Annotated in this window: 14 protein-coding genes; 2 read left to right on the top strand and 12 right to left on the bottom strand. The window is 57.5% G+C overall.

Features of this window, described 5'->3' with window-relative positions; translation table 11 throughout:
- Positions 1-160: 160 nt before the first annotated feature.
- Positions 161-538: a hypothetical protein gene (locus K9N21_04635; protein ID MCF8143189.1), complete on the bottom strand. Its 378-nt coding sequence runs from the start codon at positions 536-538 to the stop codon at positions 161-163.
- Positions 539-1,484: 946 nt separating this feature from the next.
- On the opposite strand from K9N21_04635, the gene K9N21_04630 reads away from it, so the two are divergent.
- Positions 1,485-2,711 carry an ABC transporter substrate-binding protein gene (locus K9N21_04630; GenBank protein MCF8143188.1) on the top strand — a complete coding sequence of 409 codons (1,227 nt, stop codon included), beginning with the start codon at positions 1,485-1,487 and terminating at the stop codon, positions 2,709-2,711.
- A gap of 621 nt (positions 2,712-3,332) precedes the next feature.
- Positions 3,333-3,917, top strand: coding sequence for a ribosome biogenesis GTP-binding protein YihA/YsxC (gene yihA, locus K9N21_04625; GenBank protein ID MCF8143187.1), 585 nt, complete (start codon positions 3,333-3,335; stop codon positions 3,915-3,917).
- Here the strand turns inward: yihA and K9N21_04620 are convergent.
- The 11 genes from K9N21_04620 to K9N21_04570 form a co-directional block, all read right to left on the bottom strand.
- Complete coding sequence (locus tag K9N21_04620; GenBank protein ID MCF8143186.1) at positions 3,889-5,988, bottom strand: hypothetical protein; 2,100 nt, start codon at positions 5,986-5,988, stop codon at positions 3,889-3,891. The two genes, yihA and K9N21_04620, sit on opposite strands and share 29 nt — an antisense overlap.
- 15 nt (positions 5,989-6,003) lie before the next feature.
- Entirely contained in the window at positions 6,004-6,174 is a 171-nt protein-coding gene (locus K9N21_04615) for a hypothetical protein (GenBank protein MCF8143185.1), read from the bottom strand.
- 392 nt (positions 6,175-6,566) lie between these two features.
- The gene (locus tag K9N21_04610) at positions 6,567-8,126 is read right to left on the bottom strand and encodes an FGGY-family carbohydrate kinase (protein MCF8143184.1); all 1,560 of its coding nucleotides are present in this window, start codon (positions 8,124-8,126) and stop codon (positions 6,567-6,569) included.
- Positions 8,123-9,709, bottom strand: a complete 1,587-nt coding sequence (locus tag K9N21_04605; GenBank protein MCF8143183.1) for a glycerol-3-phosphate dehydrogenase/oxidase — start codon at positions 9,707-9,709, stop codon at positions 8,123-8,125. The genes K9N21_04610 and K9N21_04605 overlap by 4 nt, the downstream gene beginning before the upstream one ends.
- Positions 9,696-11,309 carry an FAD-binding oxidoreductase gene (locus K9N21_04600; protein ID MCF8143182.1) on the bottom strand — a complete coding sequence of 538 codons (1,614 nt, stop codon included), beginning with the start codon at positions 11,307-11,309 and terminating at the stop codon, positions 9,696-9,698. The genes K9N21_04605 and K9N21_04600 overlap by 14 nt, the downstream gene beginning before the upstream one ends.
- 143 nt (positions 11,310-11,452) lie before the next feature.
- Positions 11,453-12,970, bottom strand: a complete 1,518-nt coding sequence (locus K9N21_04595) for a hypothetical protein (GenBank protein ID MCF8143181.1) — start codon at positions 12,968-12,970, stop codon at positions 11,453-11,455.
- Positions 12,971-13,049: 79 nt separating this feature from the next.
- Positions 13,050-14,264, bottom strand: coding sequence for a SpoIIE family protein phosphatase (locus K9N21_04590; protein MCF8143180.1), 1,215 nt, complete (start codon positions 14,262-14,264; stop codon positions 13,050-13,052).
- Complete coding sequence (locus K9N21_04585; protein MCF8143179.1) at positions 14,261-15,742, bottom strand: response regulator; 1,482 nt, start codon at positions 15,740-15,742, stop codon at positions 14,261-14,263. Before K9N21_04585 ends, K9N21_04590 begins: the two co-directional genes overlap by 4 nt.
- 229 nt (positions 15,743-15,971) lie before the next feature.
- Entirely contained in the window at positions 15,972-17,018 is a 1,047-nt protein-coding gene (locus tag K9N21_04580) for a chemotaxis response regulator protein-glutamate methylesterase (GenBank protein MCF8143178.1), read from the bottom strand.
- A gap of 2 nt (positions 17,019-17,020) precedes the next feature.
- Positions 17,021-20,335, bottom strand: coding sequence for an Hpt domain-containing protein (locus tag K9N21_04575; GenBank protein ID MCF8143177.1), 3,315 nt, complete (start codon positions 20,333-20,335; stop codon positions 17,021-17,023).
- Positions 20,332-21,003, bottom strand: a complete 672-nt coding sequence (locus K9N21_04570; GenBank protein ID MCF8143176.1) for a chemotaxis protein CheW — start codon at positions 21,001-21,003, stop codon at positions 20,332-20,334. Before K9N21_04570 ends, K9N21_04575 begins: the two co-directional genes overlap by 4 nt.
- Positions 21,004-21,009 lie beyond the last annotated feature (6 nt).

Here is a 21,009-nt window from a genome sequence, read left to right as displayed (position 1 = left end):
AAGTACATTTAGCTCCCGTGAAAGTTCTCCCTCTCTGCCTTCTCGGACAACATTCTATACTATCTGGTCGGTATCATCGCTCTGATGGATGGAATACCAAAAGAGAAGATATCGCTGCAACCTTCATTACTTTGTCACCTCCGAAGGGAAGGCTTTCCTTTCATTTAACGAAAATGATCCTCTTGCTGATGCCTGCACTCCCGTGGATATTGCAGCTTGCCTGGGCTTCAACCTCCAGGTCCTTATCCACAGTGACCTTTACCTCCCTGGTAAAGGCCTCATCCTCGGGACGGTTCATGGGGGAATACTCCCAGCGGGCGATTTCCTCTCCATTGACCTTTACGCTTACCCAGTCGGTATAATGGAGAAAATTATTTGCGCTGTGACTTACCCGCAGTGTGATCACCACCTCGGATCCCTGAACCGCCTGATTGGGCGCCTGTATCTCGACCGAGGATTCATTGGCCCGGATCATAGGCGCGTTGAGCAGGAGAAAAACAACACCGATGAGACCTATCACGCATTTTCGGGTTTTCATTGAGACCTCCTTTCAATATTCAGCTCTGGTGATTCTTTAAAGATAATATGCGATTACCATTTCGTGCCTTCCATAATTTCCGGAATCCAGCGTCATTTTCGGCATCTATCTGCCGGTCGAAAATGCTGGCAAAGCAGGGACGGCCAGCATTTATCTTTTCAACTTTATGCAATAGGATTAGGGCATGGCGACCCCCGACCTTACAGCCTCAAATTATATCATACATCAATTTCAATTGTGTTTAAAGTCTCAGCGGCTTCTTTTGCCGATTCGCTCCAGCTCCCGGTGACCTGCGGACTCATACGGAAGCCATGGACTCGAACACTTATCGCCAGGCAAAGGCTTTGCACCTGCCGGATGAAAGAATCTTTCCGGGATTGAAAGTTCTTTTCGGCGTTTGGATGCCCGCTTCCTCAGCGCATGTCCGCCGTTTCCTATATCTTTTCTTGAAAATCTAAGCTGTTAGGAATCCCTTTCATTTCCCGAAAATACATTTCCCTCCCTGGCATGTATTTTGCCATTGTCTCTAAAGGCTGCTCCAAAAAAAAGGCATCTGGTGCCGGCTCTCCCATAAGGCCATATCTCTTTTCAAGATCCAGAGGTAAGCTCCGGTCAGCAATTCAATAATGCTGCAAATGCCCTTCGATAGCGGCATATCTCCACCGGTCTGGACCGGGAAAGCGAACAAGGATGGCGACGTTCTCTCCTTGGGATGTGTTGATGACTCACCGCCGGTTCAAAAGACTGCGTCGGCACAACCTGGAGGATAGCAGGATATCCATCCATTGACGGCACATCAGAAAAGGAGGTGAAATCAGAAGCAGGGCCTTCGACCGGGTTCGGGTGAACAGCTCCTGCTGTTCGCGTCAAAGGCTGCACTCAGGCGTGGGGGATTGGCCGGCTGCCCCACACATTCAATGATAAAATACTGGAAAAGGAGATCATCATGAAAAAAAGGAGTTGGATCATCGCGATTTGCATCATTTCCCTGGCCCTGCCGGTTGCCTTCGGCACTGCCCTGGCCGAGGGCCCGCCCATCAAGATAGGCGCCATGTTTATCTGTACGGGCAAGGTAGGAGGCTACGGCCAGCACGCTAAGCAGGCCATTCAACTGGCGGTTGACGAGATCAACGCAACCGGCGGTATTCTGGGCAGGAAACTGGAAGCCAAGGTTGAAGATACCAAACTCAAAAAAGATGTGATGCTGGAAATCGCCAAAAAATTCGTGAACGAAGACAAGGTGGACTTTCTCATGGGGCCCACCTCCAGCGGCCTGGCCATCGCCCTTACCGAATTTGCCAAGGAAAACAAAAAGATCCTGATCGCCACTCAGGCGGCGGACGACGCCCTGACCGGGGCTAAGCTGCATCCCTACATATACAGCACCCTCAGCAATGCCATGATGCACTCCCGCTCAGGTGCTTATCTGCTGGCATCCAAATCCTATAAACGGTATATGTGCATCGGCCCGGACTACTCTTACGGCCACTCTTCGTGGGAGATGTTCAAAACAAAGCTCAAGGAGCTTCGTCCCGATGTGGAAATCGTTGGGGAGCTGTTTCCCAAGTTTCTGGCAGATGACTACTCCTCATACATTAAGCAGATTCAGGAAGCCAAACCGGACATGGTCTGGTCTCCGTTGTGGGGTGGAGACGCCGTTACCTTCATAAGGCAGGCCCTGCCCACCGGCCTCTTCAAGGAGGTGGGCTTCGCATTTCCCTGCGCAGGCGCATTGGAGGTGCTGGTCCCTATGGGAAAAGAGATGCCTGAAGGCATTTATGTATCGTCCCGATACTTCTTTCCCACACCCGATTCCTCCATGAACCGGAATTTTGTGAAAGCCTATCAGGACCGTTATAAAGAATATCCTGACTACATGGCTGGAGAAACCTATGCCGGCGTTTACTTTATCAAGGCGGCTGTCGAACGTGCAGGCACCACCGATACCGAGGCCATCATCAAGGCGGTAGACAGAGAGCCGCTTGCCTTTGAAACGCCCGAAGGCTGGAAGATCATACGGCCCGAGGATCACTCAGTTGTCGAGGACTGCCTCTGGGGGCAGACCACCTTCAATGAGGAATACGGATTCTCCATGCCCAAGAGCTTTTATGCTGTTCAGGGAGAAGAGATCTGCAGAACCGATGACGAATTGAAGCAGCTGAAGGGCAAATAGAAAAATGACGGAGCCGGCCAAGGATCCCCAACCCATTTGGCCGCTCCGTCACCATAGGCTTCGGCGGGACCATGGCGTTTCCCGGCCTCAAACACCCGCTGAAGCCGATATCGGCAGTCTTGGCCATGTTTCAGAGTGACGCCTTCCTGTGACCCTTCAACTGACTTTCCAACATGCCGGTCGGTTTCATTTGCATCAATTGGAGCGATATTCCCTACTCTCGCCCGCCGCCCGCATAAGTCCTTTCCCTCCGGATTAAAAACACCTGAGCAACGATTTGTTCGTTTTTGTGGAGATTGGAGGTCTCTGCCGGTTCGTTCCGACTTGTGATCCCGCGGAGGGGCGCGGGACATTGATCCCTTGAATATTTTCGGTACGTCATATAGGATGCATAAAAATGGCATCTTTGAATCTGTGGCCATGTCCATTGGAATCGTTTTGTGCAAACCAAGGATATTTCAAAGACGTATTTGAAAATCGCCTTTTTAAAGCGATTGCAGGGGCCCTGCACCAGCTGGGGAGTCGCTTTGGTCGAACGCTCGAATGGGAAAAAAATGAGGACTGGAGAAGATCGGCGGTTAGACCCCTGGAGACGGTTTTCTTTCTTGGATAAACATTATCATGAATGTCGAATTTCTCACAAGCGCCTTCAAAGAGGGGCAGTACCCGCCGGCGGATAGGCCGGAGATCGCCTTTGCGGGCCGGTCCAATGTGGGCAAGTCTTCCCTTATCAATACCCTGGTCAATCGGAAGAAGCTGGCCAGGACCAGCGCCACCCCGGGGAGGACCCAGTCCATCAATTTTTTCCGTTTCGGCGAATCCCTCTATTTAGTGGACCTGCCCGGCTATGGATTTGCCCGTGTTCCGGTCAAGGTCAAGCAGTCGTGGCAGCAGATGGTGGAAAGCTATCTGAAAAGCAGGGAAACCCTGAAGGCGGTGATCGTGATCCTGGATATCCGAAGGGACCCCGCGGCCGGGGACATAGATCTTCTTCACTGGTTGAATCACTATCAGATTGCCCCTATTATCGTGCTCACCAAGGCAGACAAGCTCTCCCGGCAGCAGGCGAGGCAACGCGCCGCGCTTATTGCGGGAGCGCTTGCCGGGATGTCTCCTGACGAACCGATCCTCTTTTCGGCAAAGACCCGACAGGGGAGGGAGGAGATCTGGAAACAGGTCAGGGCCTCTGCCGGTCTGTTTCCATAAGGCAGTCATGGACAAGGCCCCGGGCCTTTTGGCGCAACAGGACGGCGCGCTTATCCCCTTTGGCCAGTCCCGCCTCGATGCCGTCCAGCACATCATAGAACAGGTCCCACCCGCGCTTTTCTTCAAGGCAGGCCTCAATCAACGGATTGGGGGGGGCCTCCAGTTCTCTCAGGAGACCCTCGAGACGATCGACGGCCAGGGTCAGGAGTTTCATTCCCTCCGCGTTCCCGGACGACACGTCCCGGGCCATCGTCTCCAATACCTTGAGTCCCAAACGCAGATAGACCACGGTGAAGGGAATCCTGCTGATAAAGCATCCGGTAAATGGATCGACCACGCCCTTTGTTTCTGTTAACGGCCAGGGGAGTGCCCGGGCATAATAGGAGAAAAGGAGGGTCCGCACCAGGTCCCCCACGTATTTTCCCGCCTTGGCCCCGGCAATGGCCTGTCCTGCAAAGGTCTCCTTGTCATGCCGCATGATGAGTCCGGGTTTGTGGAGATAGCGAAGGCCTCTATCAGGGTCCCTGAACAGGGAGGAGAGGAGATAGGCCTGGTCCTCTGCCCGGCCGATCCGCGTGGGGGTAAAAGGACGATGCCTGCGGATGCTTTGAACAAGCGCGGCGCACGTGCCCCCGGTCACGTGGATCCGCTGAAGGCAGGTTTCACGGCCATCCGGAATCCCCCTGCCGTACCGGGCCATCATCTCGGCCCGGGTCGAAACGGCCTGCGGGAGGGGGCTGAAGAACACAACCGCCTCTCCTCGCGGAATGGGATCGGGCATCGGCACATCCGGCGTAAACAGGCCGTGACCGATATCCTTCTCATTGACCAGGGCCCCGGCCATCATGCCCAGTTCGATGGCCCGGCCGTCCGCATCCACACCCTCCGCGCCCCAGAGCGGGGTGAGAAAATGCTCCAGGGCGGACTCCCCGGTCTCCGCCACCAGGGCCTCCTGATCAAATACCTGGTCCATGTCCAGCTTGAAGGATCCCTTTGTCCCCGGATCAATCATCACCTGCCAGTAGGCGGACAGGGCCTTCAGGAAACTGTAGTGACGGCCGTATTCGCCGTCGACCCCGAATACCTTTCCAAGCAGGTCCCTGTGATCGCCTCCCGGATATTGCGCTGCCCCCGGCAGAAGGACCTGTTCCAGAATGCGCTCCGCATCGACCTCGGAAAAGAGATATATCTTCAGGTGGGGAAAGGGGTCGGTTGCCGCATAGACCGCTTTCAGATAGTCCCTGACGATTCTGTGAAGACCGTTGTGAGTCACCGAGACGGATAAGAGACAGGTCACCCGCTCATCAGGCCCGAGAGTGCCCCGCTGTTTTTCAAAGGCGATGGCCCGGTCCAGGCCCCGCAACCCGTATATGGCCTCATTGTTTGGGTCTTCGACCCCGATCTGGATCGGGTGATCATACCAGTATATCTGCTTTTCCTGGACAATCTTCTTCAACTCCCGGATCAACCGGGGGCCGTAGGGGAGGCCATCGAGATCCTCCCCATCAGGGGGGAGGGTGATCAGGAGGTTGGACATGAACAGGATCTGGCGGGCCGGATCCGTAATCGGATCGGGATTCAGTCCGGTAACCTGGACACGCCTTTTCTCGCGGATCCGGGCGATGGGCCCTTGAGGATCTCCGAGACAACCCGCCCCTTCGGGGAAAAAGAGAGCCCAGATCTTCTGCCGGGCCTCGTCGTCCCAATCTGTTGCAGGGGCCAGGCACCATGCCCGCGCCGCTTCAAGCACCCCCGCAAAATCCCTGTCTGACCGGCAGGCGGATGTCACCTCTTCCCCAATCCGCCTGAGCCCTTCCCTGAAAAAGGATACCGTATTCGTCCAGCCCCTGTCTTCACCAAGCACATTCAGATAACCGGATGCCCGGCTGTACAGAGGATGTTTTGGCCCTGAAAGGACGATCAGAAAAGCGGCATTGAGATTCCGCGCAATATCGTGGGCATTTTTCTCTTCAGGTCGAAACTGGCCGGACACGAGGGTCCCTGAAAGGGGGCTGTTTCCGCCGGTCTCATCCACGAGACGCTGAATGACGATTGCGAGTGGATCCTCCATCAATCCCTTTTCCTCTTATCTCCAGGGATCCTCTCCGCCGTAGCCGTCCGGACGCCCCATATCATGTTCCCAGCTTGGAGGGCCGCCATATTCCTTGGCCCGCCACTTGGATTTGTCGCACGCTGCCGCGGCCATACTCACCAGCACGAGGCAGATCAAAACAGCCTTCTTCAAAGTATTTTTCATCTCTTGAATCATCCCCCTCTTGGAATTTACGATGACGAACGCGGGCTAACGCCCACAACCCAAAATTTATCACACAGAGGCGTTGCCAGACATCTGGAATGTTGGAATACTGGAATAATGGAAGATTGGGAAAGGAACCTGGATCACCCAGGAAAGGTTTTTTCCTTAAACCCATTATTCCATCATTCCATACTTCCATTATTCCAAATTAAAGACGTCACCCTCTCACAATCATCTTCTTGCTTTTCGCGACAGAAAACCAGGAAATAAGAGCACTAAACAGTGACAATCGGTGGTTGAGCTGTCAAGTGACGCCGTCCCGCTGAAAAGCGGGATCGCGCCCCCCAGCCACGCAACGGCCGTCGGCTTATCATCTATCAGCCATCAGCCATTTACGCCGGATACCCGGTGATCTCCCGAATGCGATTGTACAGGGGTTTAAGGCGTCTGTACATTTTCCTGTAAACCTGTTGATACAGGGCATGGTAGCGTTCATGGGCCTCGGCGTCCGGCTCGAAGACATCCCCCATTCGGGTCATGGCCTCTGCCGCAGCCCTGAAGTCCCTGTGAAGGCCGAGTCCCACCGCCGCGTCCATGGCCGCCCCTAAGCCGGATGTCTCATACACGAACGGCCGTGCCGTGGGAAGGCCGAAGACATCCGCCGTTACCTGCATGGCAACCCTGCTCTGGGATCCGCCGCCGGAGACCCGCAGATCCCGGATCGGAACCCGGGTACGCTTTTCAATGCGCTCTTTTCCCTCCATGAGCGCATAGGCCAGTCCTTCCAGAATGGAACGGTATAGATGGGCCCGGGTATGAACATCTCCGAATCCGATAATGGCCCCCTTTGCCTCCGGCCCCGGCATCTTTATCCCCGGGGTCCAGTAGGGCTGGAGCATCAGGCCCATAGACCCCGCCGGAATATCCGCGGTCAGCTTGTCGAACAGGGCCTCCGCCTCCAGGCCGTCGATTTCGGCCTGCCGACACTCAGGGTATCCGAATTCCTCCTTGAACCAGTTGACCATCCAGAACCCGCGAAAAATCTGGACCTCCATGGAATAGCGCCCCTCTATTGCAGAGGGATAAGGGGGAATCAGCCGGATCGCCTCCATATACCGCTCATGGGTGACGTTGATGGTCGCTGTGGTCCCGTAACTGATGCAGCCGACCGATGGGTCCAGGCTCCCTGAACCGATCACCTCGCAGGCCTTGTCCGCTGCCGCGGCAATCAGGGGAAGTCCTGCCGGAATGCCGGTCGCTTTTGCGGCATCCGGTGTGATGGGTCCGAGGACCTTGCCCGGGGGAAGGAGGGCCGGCAACCGATCCGGGTCCACGGGCACGGCCGTCCATTTCCAGTCCCTGGGCGATGACCATCTGAGGCGCTTGTAATCAAAGGGAATATACCCTACCTGACAGCCCACCGAATCAACGAACCGCCCGGTCAGACGGTATGTCAAATAACCTGAGAGGAGGAGAAATTTGTGGGTATTGTCCCAGATATCCGGCTGGTTGGTGCGTATCCAGTTGGCCTCGGCCTCAGCCTGAAGATACGCCACGGTATGCCTTACCCCTGCAATCCGAAACAGCATCCCCCACAGGCCGCCCACCGGGGGGAGCCCATAGGTCTTTCGCTGGTCCAGCCACAGGATGGCAGGGCGCAGCGGCCTTCCTTTCCGGTCCACGTTGATGACGCTTCCCCTCTGGGTGGTGAGGGCAACGCCGGCAATGCGTTCCCTGTCAACCCCCGCCTGTTTCCATAACCCCTGGCAGGCCTGACAGAGGGCCTTCCAGAACAGGCCCGGGTCTTGCTCGGCCCACCCCGGATACGTGGAAAAATAGGGCCTGAAGGGCACCCGTTCCTTGAAAAGCAATTTCCCTTCCAGATCGAAAATCAAGGCCTTTAGACTCTGGGTGCCGTTGTCGATGGCCAATATGAGATCTTTGTCGGTCATGGGTCCGGCACCTCTTTCCGGCGATCAGGAACAGCATGACTCTTTTCCCACAGCTGCTGGTATGCGGTCCTCTCCATTTGCCAGCGTGCCGCATCCCACGGGAGGACCGGGGCGCACAGGTGCTCTATCCGGTCCAGATATGGGACCCCGCCTTCCGGGGTGACCAGACCGATCCGGACCCGTCTCAAGAGCAGGTCCGAGAGGTGATGCACCTGTTCATGTTCGGCCGCAAAAGGCAACTCCGCCCACAGGGTATTTGTCCCCGGAACGGTTTCCAGGTCTTCCGGGGCAGAGTCCCGGATCACCTCCTCGGCCGCACTGCCGTATCTGCCGCTCAGCCGGCGCCGGCATCGGACCGGCAGACCGGTTTCCTTTGCCCGGACCGGGGCAATGGACCGGAAAAGAGGTCCTTTCCCCAATCCGGTTAGGTCTGAGGGGAGGAACGGCCGGGCTGCCTTCAATGCGTCCAGGGCCAGCCTTCTAAAGGTGGTGAGTTTCCCCCCGGTAATGGTGACGAGCCCGTTTTGGACCCATATCACATGCTCACGGGATTCTCTACAGGGATCACACTTCCCGTAGCTGAGTACCGGACGGATGCCTGCAAACGACGCGAGACAGTCTTTCTCAGAAAACCGGATGCCCGGGAAGGCATGGCAGAGGCCCTCCAGGAGATAGGAGACCTCGGCCGGCGTGATGGCGGGGTCCTGCACAAGGTCTCCTTCATGATCGATGTCGGTGGTCCCCACCAGGAGTGCCCCTTCCCACGGGATGACGGCGACAGGCCTGTTGTCCGCAGGGTGAAAGAAGCTCAATGCATGAGATGTGGGCATTAGCCATGAGGGAAAGACCAGGTGACTGCCGCGGAGGGGACGCAGGTGACATTTGGGGTCCGGCGAGGGGTGGAGGGTTTCCGCCCAGGCCCCGGTGGCATTGATGACGGCCCGGGCCTTAAAGACCCTTTCAACGGATATCTCCCTGTCCATGGCGAGAATGCCCGAGGCCCTCCCCGACGCATCCCTGGTGATCCGGCTGACCTCCACGTAATTGAGGGCCTCCACATGAGACCCGAACGTCCCGGCCTCGGTGATGAGCCGCAATACCAGCCTCGCATCGTCCGCCTGGGCGTCGAAGAATCTAAACCCGCCGGCCAACCCTTCACGGTTGACGTGGGGCGACAACCTGCAAAACGCCTCGGGATCATAGAATCGATGATCCCATTTGCGGGCGATCAGATCGTACAGGGCAAACCCCGCGCCCAGCGTGCATCTGCCGGGGCCCCTGTTATGATAAACCGGGAGGAGGAACCCCAGCCTTTCCACCAGTCCAGGGGCCGCCCTCAGCAGGCGCTCGCGCTCCTCCACAGAGGTCCGGGTAAGGCCGATCTTTCCTTCCTTGAGGTATCTGAATCCCCCGTGAATCAGTTTGGTGGACCGGGAGGAGGTGCCCCAGGCAAAATCATGTTGTTCCAACAGAAGGGTCCTGAGTCCCAGGCGGCCGGCCTCCAGCAAGATCCCCGCCCCTGTGATGCCCCCGCCGATGACAATCACGTCCCAGTCTTCAGGCAGGTCTTTAAATTGCGTCATCCTGCCCCCCCACCAGCTTACCGGGATTCATCCGGTGTTCCGGGTCCATATGGGCGAAGGTCTGCCTGAGGATATCCATGCCCAGAGGTCCCTTTTCCGCCCCTAAGTAAACACGATGGTCCAGGCCGATCCCGTGCTGGTGGCTGATGGTCCCGTGGTTGGCGACAATGGCCCGGCTGGCCGATGCCTTGATGGCCCGCCACCGGGCCAGGGTTTCCTCGGGGGTGTCTGCAATCCGGAACAGGAAGGTGGTATAGATGCTGGACCCGGTGGGGTAGACATGGGAGAGGTGGGTGAAGAGATGGACCCTTTCATCCCACGGCGCCAGGGTACCGCCGATGGCCGCCTCGAGGCCCCCAATGGCGGCCGGCACCTGATCCCAGGTTACGGCCGTCTCTACGGTATCTACGGCATAGCCCATATTCCAGAGCGCATTTCGGAGATAGGGGGCCTTGAACCGATGGCGTTTCCAGGCCTCTCCCATGGACCTCCCCACCGAGACCCCCCGGTATTTCCTGAAGATGGAAAATGCCGGTCGCCTTGCACAGGCCACCTGCCGCCGCGATCCGATAAACCCGATCAAACACATACAGCCCTGCCCGTCTCTGATATGTCTGAACCCGAGATATCTCTTGAGCAGGGTAATCATCCGCTCTCTTCCGGCCAGCACCAGCTGGGTCACGGTTTCCATCGGATTGCTGAGCCGGATCATGGAACAGCGCACCCCTGCGCCGGCCAGAGACTGCACCGCCTCGATACCCCTTTCCCAGGAAGGGAAGAAGACGGTCCATACCTCGTCCCGCTCGGGAAGGGGGGAGACCCTCACAACGGCCTTTACCAGGATGCCCAGCCTGCCCTCAGACCCTAAGATGAGGTGCCTCAGATCGGGTCCTGCTGCCGACGCGGGGAACGGCGGGCAGGTCAGGGGACCCCGCAAGGTCACCATCTCGCCCCCGGCAAAGAGGCTTTCGATGCTTCCGTAATGGGAAGACTGCTGTCCGCTGGATCGGGTGGCCACCCATCCTCCCAGAGTGGCGTATTCAAAGGATTGGGGATAATGCCCCAGGGTAAACCCGTGGGCCCTGAGCTGGGCCTCCAGGTCGGGACCCCTCACCCCTGCCTCAAATACGGCCAATCGGCTGCGGGGATCCATGGAAACGAGCCGGTTCAACCGTTCAAGGGAGAGGCTCAGGACCGGTCGGTCTGTGGCCGGGACGGTCAGATGACCCACCACGCTGGTCCCGCCGCCATAAGGGATGATCACAATATCGCGTTCGGAGGCGAGCCCGAGAAGCGCCTCCACCTCCTGGGCAGTGGTGGGAAAGGCCACGCCGTCCGGGAAGCGCTCAAGACCGCCCTGCCTCAGGGCGATCCAGTCCGGAAGGCTTTGACCGTGGGAATGGGTGAGCCGTTCCTTCTTGTCCTTTGTGATCAGGGGATGATCGGGAAGCCGTGAGTCGGGCACACGCGCCAGGGCCTCTTCAAGGAGGACGTCCTTGGGCCGCATTCCTTTCCCGATCCGGTCTCTCAGGAGGTCCCCGGCGCCCGGCGCCACCCCCATGATCACATGTTCATCCCCCCAGCCGTTCCAGATCTGCATGGTCGGAATCGTTCTCTGATTGAAGTGTGAATGAATTGAAGCTCACCATTCAAGAAGGTGTCGGGTCTTTTCCCGCATCAGGGCATAATGCCGTGACGATCGACTCGGATCTCAGGGTATCGCAGAATCCGTCAAGGGTTTTGCTAATTCACCGTCACCTCAACGGAATCCATCCCCCACCAGGGACCTGTGGCATACCCATCCGGATCATCAATCGCAAAATAAAAGGTGTAGCGTCCTTTCGGCAGAATCTGATTCAGCACCTGCAGGGAGCTGAACTCAAACAGCGGGAGCTGAATACATCGGTTGATTCCTTGTATCCATCCGACCGGGTACACAAAGCTCTGCCAGTCTAAAGGAGAAGCAAAGGAAGTATGGATCACGATCCATAAATCAGCATCATGGCCCGCCTTTTCGCCAGGATTCAGACTGACTGTGATGGAAACGGCTGTGCCTTCAGCAAGGACCACGGAGTTTTCCTGACCGTTTGCCTTGATAATGGGAAGAGGCATGGGACCGGCAATACTGATTATCTGAACAGGGGACCAGCGGTCAACGACCGTCCCGTCTCCAACCTGCCCGTACTGGTTGTATCCCCATCCCCATAGCACGCCGTCACTCTTCACGGCCATCGTGTGATCCCCCCCCGCAGAAATCTGGGCCCAATCCGTATCCGTACCGATCTGAACAGGGGACCGGCGATCGACGACCGTCCCGTCCCCAAGCTGGCCGAAATCATTCCATCCCCACGCCCATAGAGTCCCGTCACTCTTCAGGGCGATGGTATGGAACCCCCCTGCAGATATCTGGGCCCAGTCAATATCAGTTCCTATCTGAACGGGAGAATTGCGACCGATGAACGTCCCATCCCCAAGCTGGCCCTCGCTGTTTCTTCCCCATGCCCAAAGGGTCCCGTCACTCTTCAGGGCCATGTTGTGAAACCCCCCGGCAAAAATCCGAGTCCAGTCGGTGTCCATCCCTATCTGAACAGGGGACCGGCGATCAACGACCGTCCCGTCCCCAACCTGGCCGGATGAATTGTATCCCCATGCCCATAGGGTGCCGTCACTCTTCAGGGCGATGGTGTGATGACACCCTGCGGAAATCTGGGCCCAATCCGTATCCGCACCTGTCTGAACAGGGGATCGACGATCAATAAAAGTTCCATCTCCAAGTTCACCGTAATCATTATGTCCCCATGCCCACAGGGTCCCGTCGCTCTTCAGGGCCATGTTGTGAAACCCCCCGGCAGAAATCCGGGCCCAATCCGTATCCGCACCTGTCTGAACAGGGGATCGACGATCAATAAAAGTTCCATCTCCAAGCTGGCCATAGTCATTTTCTCCCCATGCCCAGAGCGTGCCGTCCCTCTTCAGGGCGATGGTGTGAGAGCCCCCGCTGGATGCGCCAATCTGACTCCAGCCAGTATCAGTTCCTAACTGAAGCGGGGACCAGCGGTCAACGACCGTCCCGTCTCCAAGCTGGCCATAGTCATTATTTCCCCATGCCCAGAGTGAACCGTCACCCTTCAGGGTGACGGTGTGGAGCGTCCCTGCGGCGATTTCCGGTGCCGCGGCCAGACAAATCCCTACGCCCACAGTAAAGATTGCCACAAGTGTTACCAAAGACAGCATTACGCGCACTGACCTGTTGATCTTCATCTCCGAACCTCCTTTTTGGTTAATGGCAGGACTTTCCATGGTTGCTAAAGCAACAAAAAAACATCATTTTCACGGCAAATCAGAGGAACTCGACCTCCAGCAGAGACACATCGTCCTCAAACATCTCTTTGTTCTGAATGCGTCGCATGGCGTTGATGATGGTCTTGGGCGAGCCGTCTCCCTCCCTGGACAGATTCCCCACCAGCTCAATGAAATCATTGAGTTGAACCATGCCGCCCTCAGGCCTGGAAACCTCGTAAATCCCGTCGCTGTAGATATACAGTCTGGCATAGGGTTCGAGCACGAGGGTCGATTTCTGGTATTTCTGCCCGGGCAGTCCGCCGATAATCAATCCGCCCAGGTTCAGGGCCACGGTTTCTGCGGTTTGGGAAGACATCCCTGTTCGGGCAATGGCCGGGGGATGACCGCCGCTGGCAAAGATCAGATCGCGGCGCTCCCTGTTGAATACGCCGTACCAGATGGTAAAAAACATCTCATGGTGCGCCTCCATCTGATAGACCTCATTCAGACCTTCCAGTACCTGCGAGGGATCCCGGAAATCGACGTAATTGAGGGATTCCGATCGCAATGTATTGAGGGCCGATATGGAGAGGAGGGCTGCGCCCACGCCATGCCCGCACACGTCCAGAAGGTAGATGGCAAAATGGTCGTCATCAATCCAGTGATACCCGAAGGAATCGCCCCCCAGGGAGGTGGACGGGATGAACTCCCAGTCTGTGCGGATATCCCCGGTAAGCTGATGGGGAAGGAGAGATCGGACATACTCCGACGCCTGGCTCAGTTCGTTGGTGAGGGCCTTCTGGCTGGCGACGAGGGCCTCATAGGCCTCATTGCGTTGAAGCCGCATGATGTAGGCGTTTGAATGGTAACGGATCCGGGCAATCAGTTCGATTTTGTCCGGAAGTTTGACCAGGTAGTCATTGGCCCCTGCGGCAAAGGCCTCCGCCTTTGTAACGGCCTCCTCTTTGGAGGAAAGGACGATCAGGGGGATTTCTCGGGTCAATTTATTGGCACGCAAAAACTTGGCCAGGGTGAGCCCGTCAATCTCCGGCATGATGAGATCCAGCAGGATCACGGTGGGATGGATGTCACAGGCCGTCTGGATGGCCTGGGCAGGGTCCTGGCAGTAATGAAACCGGATGTCCGGTTCCTGGTGCAACATCCGGCGGACCGCCTCGGCGATAATGGCCTGGTCATCGATAAGGAGCACCTGAATGCCGTGCTGGGTAAGCTGTGTGGCTTGGTCGGATGCGCCGTGATCCGGGAAATTCATGATGTCCGCTCCTGTGCCGCGACCGTCTTCAAAAACCCATCCACTTCGAGGGGAATAGAGGTAAATTGCACCTTGAAAGTGCCGGGGTGGTTCGAGACCGCTCCGATAACCTTGGCGTACAGATCGGTGGTGATCTCATTTCCTTCCATATCTGAAACAGAGATCTTGAGGTTCGTCAGTTTGTCCGGTGTTACATCCGCCGAAATCTCGGCCGCGGTGCCCAGCATTCGGACCACCGTTCCGGAACGCGCTTCGTTGCCGGCGTGCTTCCCTTCCAAAATGGTAAACAGGACAGGAAACGGCCTTGGCAGTTCCGGCAGGTCCATTTCCACCTTCTCCGGAAGGAACAGATCGAACTCCCCCCTGATCCCGCCCACCTCGTAAATGGTAATTGGCTTCTTGACCCCCTTGGGCATGACCTCCATCTCGTCGTCGATTCTCAGGAGGTGACGACCGCATTCATCCAGGGTATTTTCCGAGATGAAGATCTGACCGCCGACCGTGTAGGATTCGATGCGTGACGTGAGGTTGACGTTCCGGCCCACCACGCCGTATTTCATCCGTTTCTTGGATCCGATATTGCCCACCACGATCTGGCCGGAGTTGATCCCGATCCCCTGCTGCACCTCCGGATACCCGCGCTCTCTGCACCGGCGATTGACCGCTTCCATGGCCAGCTGCATCTCCACGGCGCATGCCACGGCCCTCTTGGCATCGTTTTCCCGAAGAACAGGTGCCCCAAAGATGACAAAGATGGCGTCGCCGATAAATTCATCGATGGTCCCCTGGTACTTGAGGATGATCTCTGTCATGGTCTCGAGATAGATATTGATGATGCCCACCACATCCTCGGCCGGAAGCCGCTCGCCGATTGCGGTAAACCCGCGAAGATCGGTCATCATAATGGTGACAAACCGTTTTTCCCCGCCAAGGGCCGCACCCTCCGGGGTCTCCAGAATGGCATCCACGATATCGTCTGAGAGGTACTGACCAAAGGTCTTGCGGATGATCCGGTTGGCCTTTTCCAACTGGGCCTGGGCCTCATTTCTCTGCAGCAAATTGATATACCCTTTTGAGTGATATCGGATTCGGGCGATGATCTCCAGCCGGTCGGGCAGTTTGACCAGATAGTCGTTGGCCCCGCGGGCAAAGGCCTCGGCTTTGGTCACGGCCTCTTCCTTGCTGGACAGGACGATCAACGGCACATCCCGGGTGGAAGGGTTGGCCCGGTAGTAACGGACCAGGGTCAACCCGTCTATCTCCGGCATGACCAGGTCCTGAAGAATAACCGTGGGGTGGATCCGGTTGGCCACCTTGATGGCCTTTGTCGGATCCTGGCAGAAATGGAAATCGATATCCTGTTCCGGGGCCAGCATGCGGCGAAGCGCCTCGCCGATAATGGCCTGGTCGTCCACCAAAAGGACGGTAATCCGGTGCTGGGTCAGGGAAACGGGCTGGTCGGTTCTATCGTCAGTCATAGGAAGTGCCTAAAGTGCCTAAAGTGAACTAAAGTTGAAAGCGGGATCAGGCTGTTGAGCTGTTGAGCTGTTGAGCTGTTAAGCGGGTGAGCGCGTGAACTGCACCACCGGCTATCAGCCACCAGCATACAACCTTATGGGCTTATCAGATATCCTTCCCTCGATTCATCCCTCCTCCACCATCCAGTATCCAGTATCGAGTATCCAGCATCCAGCATCCAGCACCAGCTCACCACTCCCAGCTCATCCCCTTCATCCCTCCCCTTCCCTTGCGAAGATGCCGCAGGATGGCCGGGGCCACATCGTCAATGGGAAGGATATCCGCGGCTGCCCCCAAGTCCCTGGCCGCCTTGGGCATCCCGTACACCACGCTGGTGGCCTCGTCCTGGGCAATGGTGTACCAGCCTGCCCCTCGAAGGGCGGCCAGCCCTTCCGCCCCGTCCCGTCCCATGCCGGTCAGGAGAACGGCAACCCCCTTCAACGGCCAGTTTTCTAAAACACTCTTGAAAAACACATCCACTGAAGGACGAAACGGGATATTGCTCGGTTCCCGGGTATAGGTCAGGGTGAGGTCCGGGGAAAGAATCAGATGATCGTTGCTGCCTGCCAGAAAGACCGTTGACAGGGAGGGTCGGGCACCCTTTGCGGCGAGGCGCACATTCAGGAGGGTCTGGCTGCTCAGCCAACCCGCCAGCCCCTTTGAAAATTCCCCGCCGACGTGCTGAACAATGATAATACCGGCCCGCAGGTCTCCGGGGAGTCCGGAAAGCACGGTTGCCAGCGCCTTGGGACCGCCCGTGGAAGCACCGATAACCACCAGCGGGGGGAGGTTCCGTGTCAGGCTTCCCCGTGTGCGGCCCAGAGGAGACAAGGTGGAAGGGCCGTTGAGCCTCCCGATGCTCTCAATCCGCTTGAGCAAGGCCTCCCGGCTCTGTTGTGCGGCCGCCTCGTTTCCGCTGACCGGGGTGCTGATGGCATCCAGGGCCCCATGGCCCATCGCCTCAAAGATCTTAGGGGTATTTCTCTCCATGGTGGGCGTCACGATCAAAATGGGACAGGGGAATTCGGCCATTATCCGACGGGTGGCCTCCACCCCGTCCATGCCCGGCATGATCAGGTCCATGAGGATCAGGTCCGGGATATCTGCCGAACATTTTTTGACCGCCTCGGCCCCATCCCGGGCGACCCAGGCCACCTCATATCCGGGGACCTCGGAGACAATCTGTCGCAGGAATTCCACCACCGCGGCCAGATCATTGACAATGGCAATCCGCACGATCACGCCTCCCCAATAAGGTCAACCGCCGCATGAATGAGAGAATCATCCTCAAAACTGCTCTTGGTGAGATAGTAGTTGGCGCCCGCCTCCAGCCCCAGGATCCGGTCCTCTTCCTTGTCCTTGTAGGAAACAATGATAACAGGGAGGGGTTTGAGCTCAGGGTGCTGTTTGATTTGTCTTACGAATTCAATTCCGTTCATCCTCGGCATGTCCACATCCGATACGACCATGTCGTAATGACCGGTACGCACGGCATTCCAGCCGTCCACCCCGTCCACCGCGGTTTCCACAGCATATCCTCTGCTTTCAAGGAGTTTACGTTCCATCTCCCGGACCGTGAAGGAATCGTCAACCACTAAAATCCGCTTTTTCTGCTGGGTCGTCTCCCTGGCCGCCTCACGGCTCAGTTTACGGAGTCTGCGACCCGCCAGGAGATTGTCGATGGATCGGACCAGGTCTTCCACATCAAAGATGAGCACCGGCGAGCCATCCAGCATCACGGCGACCGAGCTGATGTCAGGAACCTTTCCCAACCGCGGATCCAAAGGCCTGACCACAAGGTCGTATTCCCCCAGGAAACGGTCCACTGAAAGACCGTAGAAGTTCAATCTATCGCTCACCACCACCACGGAGAGGTCGTCCTGAAGTCCGGGGGGGGCATCCAGTTCCAGAACATTATGGATGTCCACCAGGGCGATATTGTTGTCGTCAAACCTGAAATACTGGCGGTCCTCGACCGTGCTGATCTCTCCCCTCGGGAGTTCAAGACACCTCTCGATCCTGGCGATGGGAAAGGCATAAGGCTCCCCGGCGATTTCCACCAGAAAGGTCCGGACAACGGAGAGGGTGAGGGGAAGCTCCATATGGAGGGTCAACCCCTCGCCGGGCCTGGATACGGCGCGGACCACGCCGCCCACCTCATGCACCATATTCCGAACCACATCGAGGCCCACTCCCCGACCCGAGATTTCAGTCACGTTCTGTGCCGTAGAAAATCCCGGAAGGAAGAGAAAATCCATGAGTTCCGCCTCGGTCATCTTTTCGACCATATCCCCGCCGGCCAGTCCTTTTTCCACGATCTTCCGGCGCAATCCGTCCAGATCGATGCCGCGGCCGTCATCCGACAGGGTAATCATGAGCATGCCTGAACGGTGAGCGGCCTCCAGGCGCAGAGAACCGACCTCGGGCTTCCCGGCACGAACGCGGTCCTCAGGGGGTTCGATCCCGTGATCCAGGGAGTTGCGAAGGAGATGGTTGAGGGGGGCGTCCAGCTTCTCCAGGATATCCCGGTCCACTTCGGTGGATTTCCCCTTGATCTCTAGCCGGACTTTCTTGCCCAGTTCACGGGCAACATCCCGTACCATCCTCGGAAACCCCTGAACCCCGTCTGAAAAGGGACGCATCCTCACCGAAATGACCTCGTGATAGAGCCGGTCGGAAAGGGCCGCTGAGGTACTGTTGAATATGTCGAACTGATTCAGCCGTTCGCCCACCTTTCGGTTGCATTCCTTGGTTTTATTTCTGGCCTGGAGCAACAGATCCGATGTCTCCGGACTGCTCCCCTTTTGAACAAGGACCTCCTGTATTCCATCCAGGATTGCAAGCAGTTCCCCATGATTCCTCTTGAGTTCCAGAAGGGCCTCTGAAAAGGCCGGAAGCCAGCGGGCATTCACCACGACCTCTCCGGCCTGCCCCATGAGGCGCTCGATCTTTGCGGCCGTAACGCGCACCGTACGGTCCTTGTCCGCGACATGCGGTTGAGGCAGGGTCTCATCAGTCTTTTGAGGCGTCGGCAGGCCCACGTCGGTTTTCGAATGGGCCGGGACCGGTTCCGGCGGGCGTCTGGCCGGCGGGGTGGCCTCCTTTGAGGCCGCGGTTTCAATGGGAGAGACCGGAATGGCCATTTCCCCGTCGATAATCGCCGATATGGCACCCACCAGACGGTCGATCTCCTCACGGTGGTGGCTCAGCCAGTCGGTTTCTCCTGCACTGAGAGAATGCGCAAGCTGGGTCAGGATATCCACAATCCGGAGCAGGATGTCGATCTGATCGGAGCCTAAGGAGACCTCTCCCTTCTGGGCCGCCACAAAACAGTCCTCCATCACATGGGCCGCCCGGACCGCAACATCCAGGCCCAGGACCCGGGCACCGCCCTTGATGGAGTGGGCCGCCCGCATCAACGCCTCCAGCTGATCGGTGGCCCCCGGATTGCTTTCCAGCGCCAGGAGTCCATCGTTTAGGACCGCCACATGGGCTTCCACCTCTGTCTGAAAGAGATCCAGCATGACGGGATCGACCGCTTCGATCTGTGCCTCCCCCCCTGCCGGCTCCTTTTCAGCTGCAGAAGCATCCATAGAAATGGTGGAAGGGGTACCGCCTGAGGGGGCTGCCGTCTCTTCGGCCAGGGTTCCCCGGATGCCCGCTATCATCCCTTCGACGTCCTCCTGAGCCCCATCCATGGATTCGGATCCGGTCTCGGACGCGATGATCCGGTTGAGGATGTCCACACCCTTTAAGAGGATGGTAATCCGATCCTGGCCTAAGGACGCCTCACCTTTTCGAACGGCCGAAAAATAGTCCTCCATGGCATGGGAGACGTCTGCTGCGGCATCAAAGCCCACAATGCGGGCAGCGCCCTTGATGGAGTGGACGGCCCGCATCAGCGGGTCGAGTGCATCGACAGCATCAGGATCGTCCTGTAAAGAGAGGAGTCCGTCGTTCAATGTCGCGATGTGGTCCTGCACCTCCGTTCGGAAGAGATCCAACATGGCCGGATCAGCCATGGCCGAGGTCTGCGCAGGAGAGGGTTCTTTTTCCGGCGGTGTTGCCGCCATTTCAGTGCGCGGGCCTACTGCCTCCGACCCGGAGGGGGGGGCGGGCGGGATCTCCGGACCCGCGTCCTCTGGAGGGATCCGGTTCATGGCCGCGGCCAAGCGCCTGATCTCTTCCTCGTGCCGGGTCAGCCATTCGGGGTCATCGGCCGAACTGGCAATCTGATTGAGCATGTCTACGCCTTCGAGAAGGATGTCGATGCTGTCGCTTCCCAGGGAGAACTCCCCTTTCTGGACGGCGAGAAAAGATGCCTCCATGGCACGGGATATCTTTTTTGCCCCATCCAGATCCACGATCTGCGCCCCCCCCTTCACGGCATGGGCGGCCCGGATCATGGCATCCATCCGGTCGGCAGCGGCGGCCGGGTTCTTCCCAAGGGCCGACAGCCCATCGCTGATGGTCGCGGAATGCTGTTCCACTTCCGTACGAAAGAGATCCATAATGGAAGGATCGTCAGGGGTGCGGCAGTTATTATCCGTCACTGGACGCTCCTCTTGAGACTGTAAAACAGGAGTTCGTCATCCAACAGGGCCACATGCTTGTCTTCCCATTTGAAGATCTTTTTGGTAAATGACGACTTGGACTTGGCTACGGTTGCCGGAACATTCTGGTACAGGCCGGGATGAATATGGTGAATGCCATGGATTTCCTTCACCGGAAATACCCACACATCGTCGTCCTTGCTGACCACCATCATCCGTTCATGGCGCCTTACCGCTTTTTCCCCTTCCGGGGATTCCGCCTCCAGGCCGATCAGATGCCCCAGGGAGATGCATAACTGGATCTCGCCGTGCACATTCACCACCCCCTTCAAGACCGGCCTTTTCCGGTGGGGGACGGTGTGGATGGGGACCGTATCCATGATTTCTGCAAAAAACCGGGCGGGAAGCGCCAGCCATTCTGTTTCAATCCGGAATGTCACCACCGGGAAGATCCCGGTCGGCTCATCATTCTTTTTTTCCAGCAGGACCTGACCCCATTCCTCCTTGTATTCATCCGGAAGCTCCCGTTCCAGGAGATTTCTGCCCGCCTGCGTGAATACCTCGCAGTTGCGGCAGTGGATGACCCGTGCAAGTTCGGGGCAGCGGGGACCCTCTTTGGCCCATACGCCTATCCGTTTCCAGCATCTCTCTTCCTGTTGTTTTTCCATTGATCC

This window comes from Deltaproteobacteria bacterium, assembly GCA_021737785.1.
Taxonomy (GTDB): Bacteria; Desulfobacterota; DSM-4660; order Desulfatiglandales; family Desulfatiglandaceae; genus AUK324.
This window is presented reverse-complemented; position numbering and strand designations above follow the sequence as displayed.

Bases quoted from the DNA above. Each gene is read 5' to 3' on its own strand.
- K9N21_04635 (MCF8143189.1), bottom strand. From the start codon at position 538: ATGAAAACCCGAAAATGCGTGATAGGTCTCATCGGTGTTGTTTTTCTC.
- K9N21_04630 (MCF8143188.1), top strand. From the start codon at position 1,485: ATGAAAAAAAGGAGTTGGATCATCGCGATTTGCATCATTTCCCTGGCC.
- yihA (MCF8143187.1), top strand. From the start codon at position 3,333: ATGAATGTCGAATTTCTCACAAGCGCCTTCAAAGAGGGGCAGTACCCG.
- K9N21_04620 (MCF8143186.1), bottom strand. From the start codon at position 5,988: ATGGAGGATCCACTCGCAATCGTCATTCAGCGTCTCGTGGATGAGACC.
- K9N21_04615 (MCF8143185.1), bottom strand. From the start codon at position 6,174: ATGAAAAATACTTTGAAGAAGGCTGTTTTGATCTGCCTCGTGCTGGTG.
- K9N21_04610 (MCF8143184.1), bottom strand. From the start codon at position 8,126: ATGACCGACAAAGATCTCATATTGGCCATCGACAACGGCACCCAGAGT.
- K9N21_04605 (MCF8143183.1), bottom strand. From the start codon at position 9,709: ATGACGCAATTTAAAGACCTGCCTGAAGACTGGGACGTGATTGTCATC.
- K9N21_04600 (MCF8143182.1), bottom strand. From the start codon at position 11,309: ATGCAGATCTGGAACGGCTGGGGGGATGAACATGTGATCATGGGGGTG.
- K9N21_04595 (MCF8143181.1), bottom strand. From the start codon at position 12,970: ATGAAGATCAACAGGTCAGTGCGCGTAATGCTGTCTTTGGTAACACTT.
- K9N21_04590 (MCF8143180.1), bottom strand. From the start codon at position 14,264: ATGAATTTCCCGGATCACGGCGCATCCGACCAAGCCACACAGCTTACC.
- K9N21_04585 (MCF8143179.1), bottom strand. From the start codon at position 15,742: ATGACTGACGATAGAACCGACCAGCCCGTTTCCCTGACCCAGCACCGG.
- K9N21_04570 (MCF8143176.1), bottom strand. From the start codon at position 21,003: ATGGAAAAACAACAGGAAGAGAGATGCTGGAAACGGATAGGCGTATGG.